Source organism: Halobacillus sp. Cin3, from assembly GCF_947311855.1.
GTDB lineage: Bacteria > Bacillota > Bacilli > Bacillales > Halobacillaceae > Halobacillus > Halobacillus kuroshimensis.
The window spans coordinates 271604-287471 of the sequence record NZ_CAMZMV010000002.1 but is presented as its reverse complement, the minus strand read 5'-3'; the positions used below and the strand labels follow the sequence as shown (position 1 = coordinate 287471).

Annotated in this window: 21 protein-coding genes; 19 read left to right on the top strand and 2 right to left on the bottom strand. The window is 46.6% G+C overall.

What is annotated here, in order from left to right; translation table 11 throughout:
- Window positions 1-314: 314 nt before the first annotated feature.
- Window positions 315-1883 carry a sodium/proline symporter gene (locus QMA39_RS09605; protein ID WP_281658549.1) on the top strand — a complete coding sequence of 523 codons (1569 nt, stop codon included), beginning with the start codon at window positions 315-317 and terminating at the stop codon, window positions 1881-1883.
- Entirely contained in the window at window positions 1880-2377 is a 498-nt protein-coding gene (locus tag QMA39_RS09600; protein ID WP_281658548.1) for a hypothetical protein, read from the top strand. Before QMA39_RS09605 ends, QMA39_RS09600 begins: the two co-directional genes overlap by 4 nt.
- 34 nt (window positions 2378-2411) lie before the next feature.
- On the opposite strand, the gene QMA39_RS09595 is transcribed toward QMA39_RS09600, so the two are convergent.
- Both QMA39_RS09595 and QMA39_RS09590 read right to left on the bottom strand, forming a co-directional pair.
- Window positions 2412-3377, bottom strand: coding sequence for a sodium:calcium antiporter (locus tag QMA39_RS09595; RefSeq protein ID WP_281658547.1), 966 nt, complete (start codon window positions 3375-3377; stop codon window positions 2412-2414).
- Window positions 3378-3633: 256 nt separating this feature from the next.
- A complete protein-coding gene (locus QMA39_RS09590; RefSeq protein ID WP_281658546.1) occupies window positions 3634-4842 on the bottom strand; it encodes a S8 family peptidase in 1209 nt (402 codons plus the stop codon).
- A gap of 385 nt (window positions 4843-5227) precedes the next feature.
- On the opposite strand from QMA39_RS09590, the gene gvpQ reads away from it, so the two are divergent.
- The 17 genes from gvpQ (at window position 5228) to QMA39_RS09505 (ending at window position 15721) form a co-directional block, all read left to right on the top strand.
- The gene (gene gvpQ, locus QMA39_RS09585; RefSeq protein ID WP_281658545.1) at window positions 5228-5695 is read left to right on the top strand and encodes a gas vesicle protein GvpQ; all 468 of its coding nucleotides are present in this window, start codon (window positions 5228-5230) and stop codon (window positions 5693-5695) included.
- Window positions 5696-5716: 21 nt separating this feature from the next.
- Window positions 5717-6007 (top strand): gas vesicle structural protein GvpA, encoded by a 291-nt coding sequence (gene gvpA, locus QMA39_RS09580; protein WP_281658544.1) that lies wholly within the window; start codon window positions 5717-5719, stop codon window positions 6005-6007.
- 33 nt (window positions 6008-6040) lie between these two features.
- Window positions 6041-6301 (top strand): gas vesicle protein GvpO, encoded by a 261-nt coding sequence (gvpO, locus tag QMA39_RS09575; RefSeq protein WP_281658543.1) that lies wholly within the window; start codon window positions 6041-6043, stop codon window positions 6299-6301.
- A gap of 14 nt (window positions 6302-6315) precedes the next feature.
- A complete protein-coding gene (gvpN, locus tag QMA39_RS09570; RefSeq protein ID WP_027955011.1) occupies window positions 6316-7236 on the top strand; it encodes a gas vesicle protein GvpN in 921 nt (306 codons plus the stop codon).
- Entirely contained in the window at window positions 7236-7997 is a 762-nt protein-coding gene (locus tag QMA39_RS09565; protein WP_281658542.1) for a GvpL/GvpF family gas vesicle protein, read from the top strand. The genes gvpN and QMA39_RS09565 overlap by 1 nt, the downstream gene beginning before the upstream one ends.
- Entirely contained in the window at window positions 7994-8251 is a 258-nt protein-coding gene (locus QMA39_RS09560) for a gas vesicle protein GvpG (protein ID WP_027955013.1), read from the top strand. The genes QMA39_RS09565 and QMA39_RS09560 overlap by 4 nt, the downstream gene beginning before the upstream one ends.
- A gap of 12 nt (window positions 8252-8263) precedes the next feature.
- The gene (locus QMA39_RS09555) at window positions 8264-9088 is read left to right on the top strand and encodes a GvpL/GvpF family gas vesicle protein (protein ID WP_281658541.1); all 825 of its coding nucleotides are present in this window, start codon (window positions 8264-8266) and stop codon (window positions 9086-9088) included.
- Window positions 9085-9336 carry a gas vesicle protein gene (locus QMA39_RS09550; protein WP_027955015.1) on the top strand — a complete coding sequence of 84 codons (252 nt, stop codon included), beginning with the start codon at window positions 9085-9087 and terminating at the stop codon, window positions 9334-9336. The genes QMA39_RS09555 and QMA39_RS09550 overlap by 4 nt, the downstream gene beginning before the upstream one ends.
- Entirely contained in the window at window positions 9317-9616 is a 300-nt protein-coding gene (locus QMA39_RS09545) for a gas vesicle protein K (protein WP_051254661.1), read from the top strand. Before QMA39_RS09550 ends, QMA39_RS09545 begins: the two co-directional genes overlap by 20 nt.
- Before the next feature lie 13 nt (window positions 9617-9629).
- Entirely contained in the window at window positions 9630-9950 is a 321-nt protein-coding gene (locus QMA39_RS09540; protein WP_027955017.1) for a gas vesicle protein, read from the top strand.
- Between the two features lie 15 nt (window positions 9951-9965).
- Window positions 9966-10496 (top strand): YtxH domain-containing protein, encoded by a 531-nt coding sequence (locus QMA39_RS09535; protein WP_281658540.1) that lies wholly within the window; start codon window positions 9966-9968, stop codon window positions 10494-10496.
- A gap of 24 nt (window positions 10497-10520) precedes the next feature.
- Window positions 10521-10880, top strand: a complete 360-nt coding sequence (gene gvpU / locus QMA39_RS09530) for a gas vesicle accessory protein GvpU (RefSeq protein WP_027955019.1) — start codon at window positions 10521-10523, stop codon at window positions 10878-10880.
- Window positions 10881-11012: 132 nt separating this feature from the next.
- Window positions 11013-12149 (top strand): acyltransferase, encoded by a 1137-nt coding sequence (locus QMA39_RS09525; RefSeq protein WP_084163090.1) that lies wholly within the window; start codon window positions 11013-11015, stop codon window positions 12147-12149.
- Window positions 12150-12308: 159 nt separating this feature from the next.
- Entirely contained in the window at window positions 12309-14045 is a 1737-nt protein-coding gene (locus tag QMA39_RS09520) for a carbon starvation protein A (protein WP_281658539.1), read from the top strand.
- 57 nt (window positions 14046-14102) lie between these two features.
- Window positions 14103-14483 carry a hypothetical protein gene (locus QMA39_RS09515; RefSeq protein WP_281658538.1) on the top strand — a complete coding sequence of 127 codons (381 nt, stop codon included), beginning with the start codon at window positions 14103-14105 and terminating at the stop codon, window positions 14481-14483.
- 12 nt (window positions 14484-14495) lie between these two features.
- Window positions 14496-14759 carry a cory-CC-star protein gene (locus QMA39_RS09510; RefSeq protein WP_027955022.1) on the top strand — a complete coding sequence of 88 codons (264 nt, stop codon included), beginning with the start codon at window positions 14496-14498 and terminating at the stop codon, window positions 14757-14759.
- 11 nt (window positions 14760-14770) lie between these two features.
- A complete protein-coding gene (locus tag QMA39_RS09505; RefSeq protein WP_281658537.1) occupies window positions 14771-15721 on the top strand; it encodes an ArsA family ATPase in 951 nt (316 codons plus the stop codon).
- Window positions 15722-15868: the final 147 nt, after the last annotated feature.

Below are 15868 nucleotides of genomic sequence, written 5' to 3'. Positions count from 1 at the left end.
AATCTGCAGGCTAAAGAATTATTAAGCAAAGTCTTTTTAAAGTCATTTCCGTAAATTTTGTCATAATGTTTGAAATATTGAATGTTAAATCTACATTGTGTCTAGTGAGCTAGTTCTATATTTTTTGTAAAATTGGATATATATTACAAAAAGTAAGGGGGTAATGAAAACTTGTTTAATCTTCCCTCAGAAACATTCTGGTTATTTGCACCCTGGCCGATATTTTGGTTGTCATTGGCAGTTATTCTGTATCTCAAGCTTAGAAAAGAAGATGCAGAAGAAGATGCGTATTTTCATAAAAGAGGGGGAGTAGATTGAAACTAGACACTATCATTTTTCTCGTCTATTTAGTTGGATTACTGGTCGTAGGGATCTACTTCACTCGTAAAGCTTCTAAGTCAGTCGACCATTATTTATTAGGAGGACGAAGCCTTGGCCCGGCAGTTACCGCGTTGACTATGCAGAGCTCCTCAATGAGTGGATATATGTTTATGGGAGGTCCTGCACTTGCTTTTCAGCAAGGCTGGTATGCACTATGGTATGCCTTTGGAGACGCAGGTGGAGCTATTGTCAACTTGTCCGTTTTAGGAAAAAGAATGAGAAGGATGTCAGAGATTCTAGGAGCTTTATCGCCCATTGAATACTTAGAAAAGCGTTTTGATAGTCCGGCTGTTCGAATTGTAGGTTCAGTGATTTCCATAATCTTTTTATTTGGGTATGTGTTTGCCCAGTTCATTGCTTCAGGTAAGGCTTTGGAACAATTGACAGGTCTTTCTTACTCCACGGCCTTATTAATAGGGGTGGGAGTAATCATATCCTATACCGTGACAGGAGGCTACCTGGCTGTTGTCTGGACAGACTTTATTCAAGGAATCATTATGGTCATTGGTGTCGTAGGGATTGCAATCATGGGGTTTATTCACCTTGGAGGTCTTTCGGGGCTGAATGAACAGATTGCCGCCATAGATCCTTCTTATTTAAGTCCATGGGGGAAAGATTTAGCTTATATCGGGCAGTGGGGTGTAGTTCTTGGTGCGGTGCTCATCTATTCGATTGGGTACATGGGTCTTCCTCATGTGGTAGTTAGACACATGTCTATGAAAAGTACAAAAACGGTAAAGGGAGCCATTCTTTATGCAGCTACTTGGAATCAACTTTTTGTTTTCACCCCTTACCTATTAGGGTTTATGGCTATTGTTCTGCTGCCAGAATTGAATGATCCGGAGATGGTCATTCCAACACTCGCTTATGAATTCTTTCCTGGAATAATGGCTGCTATCCTATTGTCAGCTGTTATGGCGGCAATCATGTCAACTTCCGATTCCATTTTAATGCAGGCTGGAACAATCTTATCACGTGATATTTATTTGAGGTTTATCGATAAGAATGCAAGTCAGAACAAAATGGTTAATATAAGTCGGTTATGTATCTTTGCAGCTGGTATTATAGGAGTGGTTGTCGCGGTGTACCAACCACCGTCGGTATTTTCTCTTGTCATCTTTTCGTTTGGCGTACTGGGCAACAGCTTCATTGTTCCTTATGTGGTTTCTGTGTACTCCAAGAATGCTAATAGTATCGGTGTATTGTGTGCGATGATTTTTGGCGGAGTGACGAATATACTCTGGACTTTATTAGAACTTCAAGAATCTACCTATCTTCACCCTTTTTTAGCTGGTTTAATCATGTCAGTGCTTGGTATGCTGGCAGGAAATCCTTTTGGTAAAAAGCCCCCCTGGATCGACGATGTTTTCCCTGAGGTGAAAAAAGGTTATTCTATTCCTGCCTCTTTAGATAAGAAGGTATCTCGACAGTTGAATCTTGAAGCAGGGAACTTAGGGAAATATCTGCGAGATAATGCGGTAGGAAAGGATACCTTGACATGAAAGATACGATTTGGACAAGTGAACATTTACTTACAGATCAAGAAGTCAGTTATATTCTTCAACAGATAGAGCGGGATTCTACCTTTATTCCTGAACGTTTAGTCTATTACCCTTATTACTTTTTAGAATATGAAATGAAAAGGGGAAATTGGTTTGAAAAAGGGGATAGGAAGATAGGATATACTATTGATTCTATTAGTGGGGTTGGATCACTCGTCGATGTCTCCCCTGAACTCTGTGAATTAGAATTAAAAAACAAGGAAGTACTGGGTGCTCAGGTATCGTTAAGCACCGCAAAGAAGCATGGAGAAAAATTTGTTGCCAGGAGTATCTCTTATAAGCTGAAAGTACTCAAAATGCCTGTTATTACTTTAAAAAAAGCATCGCTGTTCTATCGCCCCTATTGGATAGTAGAAGGACTGAAAAAGAAAAAGTCTTATCACTTAATTGTAGATGCTCTGACAGGGGAGTTTCATCCAGTAGGGTATCAATAAGAAAAAGCAGGAGAGCCGGCGCTCTCCTGCTTTTTTAAAACAACTGATACGATGCTGCAAAATAAATGACGATCATAATCAGGGACGGTACCGCATAACGGAAGCTGTTTTCCTTTGGCTTGCGATTCACCATGAACACGGTCAAGAAAAGCATCGCTGTACTTAAAAGCGCCACAGGCAGATGAGTGGAGCTGAGCGACTGCAGAATCGCGCCTTTCTGGTAAAACACATCGGTCACCGCAAGCAGCTGCAGGTTGAACAGGTTACTTCCCAGGATAGACCCGAGCGCCATGCCGTAGTTGGACATCTTCATGGCCACAAGGACAGTTACGAGTTCCGGCAGTGAGGTGGAAGCGGCAATGAGGAAGCTTCCGACAAAGCTTGAACTCATCCCTGTCTGCTGGGCGAGCTGATCACCGGAAATCGATAAGGCGCTCCCTGCGGCGAACACGATCAGTGCTGCAACAATGAAACCGATGACCGCTGTTTTTAACGTATAATCTTTGCCTGCGGCGGCTGCTTCATCCATCTCCTCTTCTTCCCCTTGATTCATAAACCGGGTGGCCGCGATATACAACCCGACGAGGATGAACATCTCTATCCCAATGTTAAACAAGGAAAAATCAAACGGCAGGATAAGGGCGGCGACTACAATCAGGGTGAATAGGATACCGGCCACTGCTGTTGGCATGTGCTGTTTCTCATCGATTGCGTTAAACATTTTTCGTTTTCGGTAGATCATATCTACAACAGCAATGATAAGCAGGTTGAACACATTACTCCCGAGCATGTTACCGACGGCGATGTCAGGGTTGTCGATGTAGACGGCCGTTAAACTGGTCGTCAACTCCGGCAGTGAAGTCGCCCCGGCGATGAGAAAAGTGCCGACGACAGCACCGCTCAGTGTGGATTTCCGGCTGATCACATCTCCGAACCGGTTCAGCTGGACTGCCGCAAATACAACGATGACGGCGGATAATAGAAAAATAAAATAAACCATCATTCCCATCTCCTTTCTATATACAGGGCTCTGCTCAAAAAAAAAGAGACTCCGGCCCTGTTACGGGCCAAAGTCTCGCGTCCTATCTATATAGTTTGATGAACCAGGTGAAATCGATCACCGAAATGACGATTCATCAGCCGCGGATATGCGGTCGCTACTCCCTTTGGTACTTTTACTATAGCGAATAGTTGGCAGAATAGTCAACTGATAAGAAAAAAGGAAGGCGCATGCACGCGCCTTCCTTTTTTTCTACTTAATAGTTCACCGCATCGTAGGAATTGATCAATCCGTGCTCAAAGTAGGAACCTGTCCCGCTGATTGGATCGGCCGTCTGCTCAATGGCAGCTCGGATGTTGCTGTTGGAACGGCCCTGGGATGCGAGCAGTCCGGCAAGACCGGCTACGTGAGGGGCTGCCATAGATGTTCCGGACATGTAAGCATACCCTCCGTTCGGCATGGTAGACGCAATGCTGACGCCTGGCGCTGTTACATCCACCCATGTGCCGTAGTTGGAGAAGGAGGCTTTTCTATCATAGCGGTCGACCGCTCCAACGGCGATGACGTTGTCATAGGAAGCAGGTTCGAAAGTTGTGGAAACTCCGTCATTCCCTGCCGCTGCAATAACGACGGATCCTTTGTTCCAGGCGTAGTTGACCGCATTTTCCAATGTCTGTGTATCACAGTTACAGCCAAGGGAAAGGTTGATGACCTCTGCGCCTTGATCAGCTGAGTAGCGGATCGCATCTGCTATGTCGTTCAAGGAGCCGCTTCCATTTGCATCGAGGGCACGCACGGCAAGGATCTTTGTATTAGGTGCCATTCCTGCAACTCCTCTGGCATTGTTGGTTTCAGCGGCGGCGGTTCCGGCTACGTGCGTGCCGTGATCATTGAGATCCATTGGATTGTTATCGTTATCGACGAAGTCATAGCCTTTAATCGTTTTTCCATCAAGATCCGGGTGGTTGTAGTCGACACCGGAGTCGATGATGGCGATTTCCTGGCTGCTGCTTCCGCGTGTTACGTCCCATGCCCTTGGTGTTTCCGTGTTCTGTGGTCCGTATTGATAGCCGCTGTAGTACGTATCATTCGGTGTCCAGGTGGCTTGGAATAAATAGTTCGGCTCTGCATATTCCACGTTCGGATTTTTGTTTAAGGCTTCGACGACTTTTTCAACGTTTTTTACCTTCAACACTTTCTCCTCAGCTTCGACGACTTCCTGTTGTTCCTCCAGGACAACAGCGTCCATCTGGTTCATCTCTTTTTTGTTTGGAGAGAAGCCTTCTTTATATTTCACGACGACTTCACCCGGCACGTACTTTCCTTTTTCGAGATAAGTATCAATTTTGTTTGTCCGATCTGATGATGTTTTGTCGGAAAGGGAATCGGCCAGGACACCTCCAGTGGACGGCATAAGAACGAGAGCGGCGGCAAGGGACAGGGAAGCAAGCTTTTTAAACTTCAAACGATTTCCTCCTTTAAAAGATATACTCTAGTAATTCGGAGAAATTGGAAGGATTCCTGCGATATCGGGGTTGGGATAGACGTGTGAAAAAAAGACCTCTTAAGTGTGGTTTCGACATGGAAGTTGGGCAACTTTACTTTGTAACAAAAGCTTTATATTAGAAATCATAGTGTAATCAATCGCTTTTCGTAGGCCTAGGGGAGGGTTCTCTCAAGGTGAAATGATGTCTATATTCCCATTTTTAAATAAATGTGAAGGGCATCGGGTTTCAGAAAAGTGAGTGTGGGAAGTAAGGATAGAAACGACTGCCTTCGAGCAGAAGTGTGGTGATGCTGTGAAAAATCGAGAAGATTCTACAAATTGGATGGAACGTGTGGGAGGAGGAGTGAAAAAAACTGCGGAATCGCTGAAGGAACATCTTCCGGATCCGAAAAAAGTATTCCGGAAAAGTGATAACTGGAAAGAAGTGAAAGATCGTGCCGGTGATGAGCTTAGTGACCGTGCGGGAGATTTTGCAAAAGAACAGTTTCGGAATTATCTGCAGTCCCAAATCAATGAAAGAAAGCAGGAATGGCAGGAAAAGACCGAGGCGAATGCCAGGGACGTCCATACCAAAGCAGAGGAAGCTAAGGAACAAGTGCAGGAGAAGCTGCTGGACTTCAAGGAGAACCTTGCGGATGTCAAGCAGAGGGGACAGGAGATCCAGAGTGCTGTGGGTGATCGGTCCAATGGTTCGAAACGGTTGAAGGGTGTGCAGGACATCAAAGGTGTTTCGCATATTAAGAGCGCTTCTACCATGAAAGGGCCGAAAGATGTGAAGGGCCTGTCCCATATGAAAACCTATCATTCTTAAAAACTGAAAGGAGAATCCCTCATGGCGATTCAAAAATCCACCGATAGTTCAAGTCTCGCAGAAGTTGTTGACCGAATTTTAGATAAAGGTATTGTCATTGATGCGTTTGCCAGAGTTTCCGTTGTAGGAATTGAGTTGATTACAGTAGAGGCGCGCGTCGTCATTGCAAGTGTAGACACGTGGCTGAGATACGCTGAAGCCGTTGGACTGCTTCGTGATGAAGTGGAGGAGGAAGGTCTTGGCGGCCGTCTCGGTGAGAGCGGTTCGTCTCCAGAGGCGGGCTCTCAAGAGCGCGGGGAATTCAGTATATAAGCGAACGTCAAAGAAAGAGAGGGTTTTGGTTGTATGAAGGTTTTGATTGCCGTCCAGGATTTTTTTCAGCAGAATATTGCGCCCGTCCATAAAATCATTTCGGCAAGGAAAAAGGATGAGGAATGGCGTGTCATCGTTGAAGTGATCGAAGAGAAGGAATATATGAAAAAGTATGCGAGGGATCAGATGGTCGGGGTGTACGAAGTTTTTCTGGATGAGCAGCTGGACATCAGCGGATTTTCCAGAATACGTCTCCGATACCGTACGGAAATTGATGAGCAGGTCGAAACGTAAGGGGGAAATGGCGAATGACACGATTGAACAGCAGACAGCCTTCTTCCCGTACCCCGGGGGATGTGTTTGACCTCCCTCACTTCAAATCGATGATTCAGCGGACCTTAAGGTATGTGTCGGCCGGTTATCCGGTTCATTATACAGGACCGGCTGGAATCGGGAAGACCACTCTTGCGCTTCACACAGCGGAGAAGCGCGGCCGCCCTGTAACCGTTATTACCGGAAGCAGAGATCTTTCAAGAGAAGATTTGATTGGAGCTTACAGTGGGTACAGCAGGAAAAAGCTTCATGATAATTTTGTCCGAACCGTCCATAAGATTGAGGAGAATGTTTCGGAAAACTGGGTGGAGGGGCATCTTTACAAGGCTGTGAAAGAAGGGCATACACTCGTTTACGATGAATTCACCCGCTCCTCCCCTTATACGAATAATTTATTTCTTTCTATATTAGAAGAAAAAGTGATGCCTTTATATGGAGCCAAGCGGAATGAATCCCATATCCGCGTCCACCCTGAATTTCGTATGCTGCTCACAAGCAATCCGTCGGAGTACGCCGGTGTTTATGAAACACAAGATGCTCTTTTTGACAGGCTGATCACAATTCCGCTTGAACGGATGGATGTAGAGACAGAAACGGCTGTTGTCATGAAACGGACCGGAATGAAAAAAGAAGGCGCAGTAAAAATCGTCTCCCTCGTAAAACGAGTGAATGAACAGCTCGGGGGAAGCGGCAGTCCATTGAGCATCCGTACATCGATCATGATGGCGGATATCGCCTATCAGCATGCCATCCCGGTTGAAGGCAGTCATCCGGCATTCCAGCATCTTTGTCTTGATTTTATGATGTTCCCGCTTCAGCTGCAGGCCGGTGAACAGACAAAAAATGTAGAGGCACTCATTTTAAATGAGTGCCGGAATATAAAGGAGGGATCGTAATGGCAGAGGAAACAGGTGTTTACATCTTCTGCTGTATACAGGCGGAAGGAGAAAAAGATTTTGGCACGATCGAATTCGAAGGAGAAGAGCGTCGGTTATTTACGCTTCATTATAAAGATGCGGCTGTTGTCGCTGTTCATGCTCCCGTCAAGATTTACCACCCGAAAAAAGATCCATTGATGACCCATCAGGCGGTCATTACTAAAGTGATGCAGGAAGAGAGAGCGGTCGTTCCAATCAGCTTTGGAAACGTTTTTAAATCGAAAGAAGATACCGAAGTGCTGCTTGAAAATCTGTATCCACAGCTTGAAAAGCTGTTCACGGAAGTCCGGGACAAAATGGAAATCGGCTTGAAAGTCGTCGGTAAAAGGGAATGGCTGGAATCCATGGTCCATCAGAACGACAGAATGCAGAAGCAGAAGGAAACGGTGAAAGGGAAATCAGAAGCCGCCGGCTATTTCGACCGGATTCAGCTTGGGGAAATGGCCCGTGATTTCTTTACCGACATCCAGAATGATGTAGAGAAACGAATCCATGAACCTCTCGCAGAACTTGCGGAAGCCGCTAAGAAAAATGATACCTTAGGAGAAAAAATGCTGCTGAACGGCGCGTACTTAATCGATCGGGACAAAGAGGAAGTCTTTGATGCCCTTGTTAACGAGCTTTACCAGACGTGGGGCGATTATGTGGATTTCAAGTATACAGGTCCGTGGGCCCCTTATAACTTCATCCATATCCAGTTGAAAGTGGAAGCTTCATGATTCATAAACTGTTCACTTCTCCGATCACTCTGATTAAAAAAGTCGGTGAGCACGTCAAAGAAGAAGTGGATAAGGAATGGTACGATCTGGAGCACATCCAGAAAAAAATCATCCAGCTTCAGATGATGTATGAACTGGAGGAAATCTCTGAAGAAGCGTATGAGCAGCAGGAGGAAGAACTGATGCTGCGCTATGAGATGGCCAAAAAGCGGGAGATGGAACAATGGGAAGAGATGACGAAACGGTATGAATAGGGAGTTTTTATTATGGAAGAATTGTTATACCTGTATGGCGTGACGTGGAAGGAAGAAGCACAGGAGACGGATATGACTCAGTGGAGAGGCGTGGATGACTCTCACCACCTTTTCCACATTGAGCTTGGAAATCTGGCAGCTGTCGTCAGCTTCGTAGATGAATCCGAATTCGGGGAAGAAGTGCTGGAGGAAAAAACAAATGAAATGGAATGGCTCAGGAAAAAAGCTTTCCGCCATCACGAAGTCCTGCTGCAGCTGAACGACGGGATGACACTGATTCCGATGAAATTCGCAACAATTTTTAAGAAGGAAGAAAATCTTCAGCATAAAGCGGCAGTCTATGAAACGGAATGGAAGATCATTCTTCAGCAGCTGCAAGGGACGGAAGAGTGGAATGTGAAAATTTATAACCGCTCCGACCTCCTTAAGGAACATACAGCTGCCCGGCACCCGGAAGTCATGAAGCGGAAAGAGGATATTGCGCAGATGTCAAAAGGAATGCAGTACCTTCAGACGAAAAAGCTCGACAGTTTTATACAAGAAATTGTCTCGCAGGAGCAGGAGACCTATGCAGGGAATCTTCATCACCGCTTCAAAGAGTTTTGTGTCGACACAAGTAGTAAGAAAGTGTGGAACAAAAATGTAACCGGCAAAGACGAGGAAATGTGCTGGAACGGTGCCTACCTTTTGAAAAAAGAGCAGGTGGAACCTTTCCTGGAGCAGGCCACTACTGCTCAGGAAAACGGAAGGGAAGCGGGATGGATGATCGAAGTGACCGGTCCGTGGCCTCCCTATCACTTTTCAGACACGAAAACCGTCAGCGGGGTGGAGGGATGAGCCGGAGGGAACAATTCGAAAATCGTGACATTGCGTTGATTGATATTTTGGATACGGTGCTGGATAAAGGAGTCGCCATCAAGGGAGATGTCATTATTTCCATTGCGGGCATCGACCTTGTCTATCTGGATCTGAAGGTTCTGATTTCGGCCGTGGAAACCCTCGTTCAATCACAGCAGAATGAAATCAGTTCTGAGAATATGGACAAAGAAAAGGAGGAACTGGAATATGCCGTTGAACGACCTTGAACAGCAGCCATTAAAAAGTGGGCGGATCAACCTAGATCCTGATGGTGCCGAACAGGGACTGGCGCAGCTTGTCCTGACTGTTATTGAACTTCTCCGTCAGCTTGTGGAACGCCATGCCATCCGCCGGGTGGATGGTGGCACTTTAACGGATGAACAGATTGAGCAGCTCGGTGTGGCCCTGATGAACCTGGACGTGAAGATGGATGAATTGAAGGAAATCTTTGAGTTGACCGATGAGGATCTAAACATTGACTTAGGTCCGCTTGGAAACCTGTTGTGAAGGAGGAAGGCTGATGTCTATTGAACACCCGACCCAGTCCAGCAGTATCGTCGATGTCTTGGAAACCGTATTGGACAAAGGGGTTGTCATCGCGGGTGATATCCGTGTAGGGCTGGCTGATGTAGAACTGCTCACGATCAAAATCCGCTTAATTGTGGCGTCTGTTGATAAAGCGAAGGAAATCGGGATGGACTGGTGGGAAACCGATCCCTACTTAAACTCTAAAGCAGCAGAAGCGGACACCAAGGCTTTAGAGAAGGAAAACCAGCAGCTGCAAAACCGCATCGAACAGCTGGAAAACTCGATGCAGCGCATGTACAACCATCAAAAATGATGAGGAGAGATAAGCATGAGTGATCAAAAAACAACATTGACGTCAGCGGACAACAGCCAGGAAAAATCCCCGGGCAAACCAAGTGGAAAAGTGACCCGTGCCATTATCGGCGGTGTTGTCGGAGCGGTCACAGGTCTGATGCTGAATCCAGGAAAATCTGAAAAGACAGGAGATTCTTCTTTAAAGGAGAAAGCACAGAAGGCCGAAACAAAGGTGAAAGATAAAGCACATAAAGCGGAAGACAGAGTGAAGGACGTTAAGAATAAAACGAAGGATAAAGCGGAGGAATGGGTCGAAGGAATTAAAAATAGAAAGACGGCCGATGAGGAAGAACAGGAAAAACTGGATCAGACGGAAGAAACACCTGCCCTTGAAGGACCTGAACTTTCCCAGGAGCAGATCGAAAGCTCGGAGAAGGAAGCCGCTGCCTCGGAAGCTCCGCCTGAACCGGTGGATGAAGATCCCAATCAGGAAGAGGAAGTGGAAAAGCCGCCGGGAACACCAAAGAAAACATCACTGACGATTAATGACGACACGGTTCAATAAACCAGTCAGGAAGGAAGATCTTTGATGGATAATGTGCTGAGAAAATTTGTGAAAGCAGCAAATATGAAGGACTTTTCCCTGGACATTACGTTAAACGTTAACGGAGCTTTGGTGACAGGGACAACGGTTTCGGCTGAAAAATACTTTCGTTCTTTAAGTGGTACCCTTGCTGAAGGGAATGAAACGGCTCAGTCCCTCAGTGAAAAGCTTGAAAAAGCCAGCCAGATGAATTATTCGCAGGAGGAAATTCAATACATTCATCTCGAAAATGCCCAGGTCTACAATGGCGATGCCCAGGCCACCCCGGCGGAAGGATCGTTTTTCTGGCGGGGACGTCTCGACAGGATCGATGGTTTTTTCCTCGGCCGTATTGATGCAAAATAGTTAAAAAATGTAAGGTTTGTTACGACAGTTCAAAAATTTCATGAATAATCGACAACAATGCGAAAGCAGACCATGATTTCATGGTAAGATGGCTCACGCACCATTAAGTCGAACCATTAAAGGAATGATTCCATGAAAAAAGAAAGAATTGAGTCCATCTACTTTCTGCGCATCTTTGCCATGGTCATGGTCGTCCTCGTACATGTCAGCGCGGCCTATGTGAAGGTTCTTACGGAAGGTACGGGCATGTATGAGGCCTATCATTTTATCAACCGGATCATCCGGATTGAAGCCGGCATCTTCATCATGCTTACGGCGATGGTCTTTTTCTATAAGTATATTGATCAGAAAATGGATAAACAGGAACTCTTCTCTTATTTCAGGAAGAGAGCTCTATATATCGTCGTTCCCTATTTCCTGTGGGCCCTTTTCTATGAGGCTTTCTCTATTTATCTCGGAGTAGTATCGACGACGCCGGAGAACATTTTGACACGGATGTTTACAGGGGATTCCTTTTATCATCTGCACTTTATTTTCTTAATCGTTCAGTTTTATTTATTTTTCCCTGTCGTCCTTTATGCCGCGCAGAAATCTGCGTTCTTCAGAAAGTATATGTGGCTGTTCGGAATGATTCTCCAAGTCGGATATTATTTCTTCAACCGCGAATTCCAAGTCTTTTCGTTTAATTTGTTTATGACAAGCATGGGTCCGTACCTTCTTGGAGCATGGATCGGCGTTCACTATAAACAGCAGAAGACCGCGGCTTTCTCAAGGACAACTCCTGTGTGGGCTGTCGGAGGCCTGCTTGCCGGGCTGACCACTGTGTATCTGCATGGAAGCGGGTATCAGATTTTTGGTTCCCAGCTGCCGACATGGGGCTATTTGATTATTAATATGCTCTTTCTCGTTGTCGGAAGCTATGCCATGTTCCGTATTGCGGAACGATTGGTCGTCAAGTGGCCGGTGGCACTGTCCTATGTGAAGAATATTGCGATTTATTCGTTTGGCTTTTATCTTCTTCACCCATTCGTGTTGAAAATCTTTGAATTTACCATACCAATACCGGCCGGAAACATGTTCCACGCAGCTATCATTGTGCGGCTACTTGCCACCCTGCTGTCGTGTTATGTCATCATCTGGCTGTCCCACAGGTACCTTCCTTTTGCCGGTTTGTTCTTCGGTAAACTGCCGAATAAGAAACCGGGCTTTTTCGAGGGAAATCGATCGAAGGGGAACAAGTCGCAGCAGGAAACAGGAAAAGCCATTTAATAATTGTCATGAGAAGACCGCTCCAGCCGGACTGCCGGAAGGAGCGGCTTTTTCATGACTTCTATTTTCTGATAAATCTGTAAATTTTATTGAAACGATGACGAATTGTAAGATATAATAACGATAATGTGTAAGCGCATACATAAAAGGAGGGTTTTTGTGAGTGGGATTTGGCTGGCCGTTGTTGGTATGCTTGTCTTTTTTCTAGGGTATCGGTATTATTCTAAGTTTATTGCCGAAAAGATTTATAAGCTTGATCCGAATTACGTAACGCCCGCCCATCAGTTTAAGGATGGCGTCGATTTCGTACCTACGAACAAGTTCGTTCTCTGGGGGCACCACTTCACGTCGGTGGCTGGAGCAGCTCCCATTGTAGGACCTGCTATCGCGGTGTACTGGGGATGGCTTCCGGCTGTTCTCTGGGTGCTCCTTGGCACGGTGTTCGCTGCAGGGGTCCATGATTTCGGTACACTCGTTTTATCCGTGCGAAACAAAGGACAGTCGATCGGGACGCTGGCGAGCAAGTTGATCGGCCAGAAAGCAAAAGTGTTGTTTTTGTTCATTATCCTTCTGCTTGTTCTTATGGTCAATGCAGTGTTCGCCTGGGTCATTGCCAACTTGTTCATCTCGTTTCCTGCAAGTGTGTTATCTGTCTTTATTCAAATTCCACTCGCTGTCTGGATCGGTTACAGTGTCTACAAGAGACAGGGCAGTATGCTTCTGCCATCGCTTGTAGCTCTTGCTGTCATGTATCTATCTGCTGTCATTGCAAGTTATGTCCCTGCGCTGCAGATTGACCTTGTCCGCTATTTCGGGGGCGAAGGAGCAGAAGCAGCCTTTGGGTTGAGTGCGACATCCATGGCGTTTTTCGTCTGGATCCTCGTACTGATGATCTATGTGTATATTGCATCGACGCTTCCTGTGTGGAAACTGCTTCAGCCAAGGGATTATATCAACTCCCACCAGTTGATTGTCGGACTGGGACTTCTCTATCTCGGGCTGCTGTTTTCCAACCCTGAAATTACAGCACCGGTGACCAATGCGTCGGCGGATACGTCCTGGTTCCCGCTTTTGTTCATTACTATCGCCTGTGGAGCGATTTCCGGATTCCACGGTCTCGTATCTTCCGGGACTTCATCTAAACAGTTGAACAATGAAACAGAAGCGCGGTTTGTCGGCTATCTTGGATCTGTAGGAGAGGGAGCTCTCGCCTTAGTCGCGATCATCGCTGTTGTCACCTTCTTCCCAACAGCGGCGGAATTCACAGCAACCTACAGTGGTTTTGCGGCGGCCAGTAATGCCGGGCTTGGAGTCTTCATCCAGGGGGCCGGCCAGCTGGCCGCAGGACTCGGGATCCCCGCCTCTGTTGCTGCGACAATCGTGAGTGTTATTGTCGTCAGTTTCGCTGCGACAACACTGGATTCTTCCGTTCGATTGATGCGTTACATTATTGCAGAACTCGGAACTGAATATAAGATCACACCATTGACGAAAATGCATGTCGCAACAACGCTGGCGGTTGTTTCAAGCGCTGCACTGACCCTGATCCCGCAGGGGCCGAAGGGATTCGGATCCGGAGGTTATCTGCTTTGGCCGTTATTTGGAACATCCAATCAGCTCCTGGCCGGCATTAGTCTCCTGCTCGTATCGATCTGGCTGAAGCGTCAGGGGAGGAATTACCTTCCGACAATTATTCCAATGGTCTTTCTTATGTTCATGACGCTGTGGGCGATGATTTCACAGGTGCTGACAGAATGGGCGCCTTGGAATGAGAATAGTGACTGGATGCTGTTTGCTTTTGGCGCAGTCATCCTCGTTTTCACCTTCTGGATTTTGCTGACGGCCTTTTCAGCGATTACGAAGGACCATAAGGATTCCATTGAGCGAAGTGCATAAAAGCAAGAAGCCGTGCCGATGTACGGCTTCTTCCATTCAGGTAAGGAGGAAAAAGGCATGATTGATGTCATGATGATGCGGGCGGAGAAGGAAATTGGGATGGGCTGCTGTGGTGGAATCTGCTCCGATCCGGAAGGTCTGATTAACATGGAGGACGAATTTTCGCATCATGACGAAGAACGAAAAAAACTGCAGCAGCTTTATCTAAAGACACTGGAGATCGATCCTGATATCAACATTCAATTCATGGACCCTAGGAACCTGCTGGCTGCAGCCGCTTATTTCTGGCAGCAGCAGCGCCGGGGGCGTATTCCCCGCCGCCGGGCACTGACTTCCCTTCTGCTGCACAGCACGTACGGGGCAGTGTTTGTAAACGGAGAATATATAGCTTCAGCCGGACGCTATGAAGAGCGGCTGTTGGAACTGATAGAATCCTGAGGAGGGAGACCGATGGAAAAGAAGCTTTCCCTGAGACGGATTGTAGAACTGTATGATGAAGTATTAAGTCTGCCTCATAAACAGGAGGTGGCCCGGGAGTTGAGAGATGAAGAAGATCTTTTTCTTCTGCTGCTTTATTCCGATCTGCTCGGCATCCCCAACCCCGCGTTTTACTATACGCTTGAATTGTACCCACATATTGTTGAAAAATTTCATGACTGGCACTTGCGGATGGGCATGGAGAAATCCCCGCTCGACGGCATCCGCTGCTGTTAAGGAGGGGACCGATGAAGCATATCCAGCATCATTCTATTATTTTTGTGGGAGGAAAAGGAGGCGTCGGAAAATCGACCTCATCAGCGGCCCTTGCGCTCTCCTTTGCTGAGCAGGGGCATGAAACCCTGGTGGTTTCGACAGACCCTGCCCATAATCTCGGCGATGTTTTTCATACGTCTTTATCCCACACGAAAACGAAGCTCGCCAAGCATTTATACGGAATAGAAATTGACCCCGGTTATGAATCGAAGCGGTATATTGAAGGGGTGAAAGAAAACCTGGAAGGTCTTGTGAAATCCAAAATGGTCGAGGAGGTGCATCGGCAGATCGATATGGCATCTGCGTCACCGGGTGCGGATGAGGCCGCCTTGTTCGACCGCCTCGTGTCCATCATTTTGGAAGAATCCGGCCGGTTCGATAAAATCGTGTTCGACACGGCTCCGACCGGACATACGATCCGCCTGCTTACACTCCCTGAGATCATGAACGTGTGGATTGATGGCATGCTGGAGCGGCGCAGCCGGATGAACGAGACGTATACGCAGCTGCTTCATGATGGAGAGCCTGTGGATGATCCGATTTTCAACGTGCTGCAGAGGCGCCGCGAAAAATTCGCAGAGGTGAGGAAGATCATTTTAGATGAAGAGAAGACGGCTTTTGCATTTGTTCTCATTCCTGAGCGCCTCCCGATTCTTGAAACGAAGAAAGCGGTGGAGCAGCTGGGCAGACATGGACTTGATGTGCAGACCTTGATTGTAAATAAAGTTCTGCCTGACTACGCTGACGGTGCTTTTCTCGCTAAAAGGAGGAAACAGGAGCGCGTCTATCTTGAGGAGATCAAGCGGACGTTTAGAGACAAAGAGCTGGTATATGTGCCTCTTTTTGAAGAAGATGTCTCAGATATGGAAAAGCTGCGTACCTTTGCGGGCTCTTTTCAATCAGCGGCCCCCGTTTCTGATTAGAAGAGAACATTCACTAGATGAAAAAGTTCGACTCATCATACATCGAATCCGTGTAGCTGTACACGGATTTTTTTGTGCTTAATTTTCTGATTAAATAGGACTTTATAACTGAATCAGGCATGCGGACCTGTATGAACTCCGGGGACG

Coding starts and splice junctions, on each gene's coding strand:
- QMA39_RS09600 (WP_281658548.1), top strand. CDS start 1,880: ATGAAAGATACGATTTGGACAAGTGAACATTTACTTACAGATCAAGAA.
- QMA39_RS09595 (WP_281658547.1), bottom strand. CDS start 3,377: ATGGTTTATTTTATTTTTCTATTATCCGCCGTCATCGTTGTATTTGCG.
- gvpA (WP_281658544.1), top strand. CDS start 5,717: ATGGCGATTCAAAAATCCACCGATAGTTCAAGTCTCGCAGAAGTTGTT.
- gvpO (WP_281658543.1), top strand. CDS start 6,041: ATGAAGGTTTTGATTGCCGTCCAGGATTTTTTTCAGCAGAATATTGCG.
- gvpN (WP_027955011.1), top strand. CDS start 6,316: ATGACACGATTGAACAGCAGACAGCCTTCTTCCCGTACCCCGGGGGAT.
- QMA39_RS09565 (WP_281658542.1), top strand. CDS start 7,236: ATGGCAGAGGAAACAGGTGTTTACATCTTCTGCTGTATACAGGCGGAA.
- QMA39_RS09560 (WP_027955013.1), top strand. CDS start 7,994: ATGATTCATAAACTGTTCACTTCTCCGATCACTCTGATTAAAAAAGTC.
- QMA39_RS09555 (WP_281658541.1), top strand. CDS start 8,264: ATGGAAGAATTGTTATACCTGTATGGCGTGACGTGGAAGGAAGAAGCA.
- QMA39_RS09550 (WP_027955015.1), top strand. CDS start 9,085: ATGAGCCGGAGGGAACAATTCGAAAATCGTGACATTGCGTTGATTGAT.
- QMA39_RS09545 (WP_051254661.1), top strand. CDS start 9,317: ATGCCGTTGAACGACCTTGAACAGCAGCCATTAAAAAGTGGGCGGATC.
- QMA39_RS09540 (WP_027955017.1), top strand. CDS start 9,630: ATGTCTATTGAACACCCGACCCAGTCCAGCAGTATCGTCGATGTCTTG.
- QMA39_RS09535 (WP_281658540.1), top strand. CDS start 9,966: ATGAGTGATCAAAAAACAACATTGACGTCAGCGGACAACAGCCAGGAA.
- gvpU (WP_027955019.1), top strand. CDS start 10,521: ATGGATAATGTGCTGAGAAAATTTGTGAAAGCAGCAAATATGAAGGAC.
- QMA39_RS09525 (WP_084163090.1), top strand. CDS start 11,013: ATGAAAAAAGAAAGAATTGAGTCCATCTACTTTCTGCGCATCTTTGCC.
- QMA39_RS09515 (WP_281658538.1), top strand. CDS start 14,103: ATGATTGATGTCATGATGATGCGGGCGGAGAAGGAAATTGGGATGGGC.
- QMA39_RS09510 (WP_027955022.1), top strand. CDS start 14,496: ATGGAAAAGAAGCTTTCCCTGAGACGGATTGTAGAACTGTATGATGAA.
- QMA39_RS09505 (WP_281658537.1), top strand. CDS start 14,771: ATGAAGCATATCCAGCATCATTCTATTATTTTTGTGGGAGGAAAAGGA.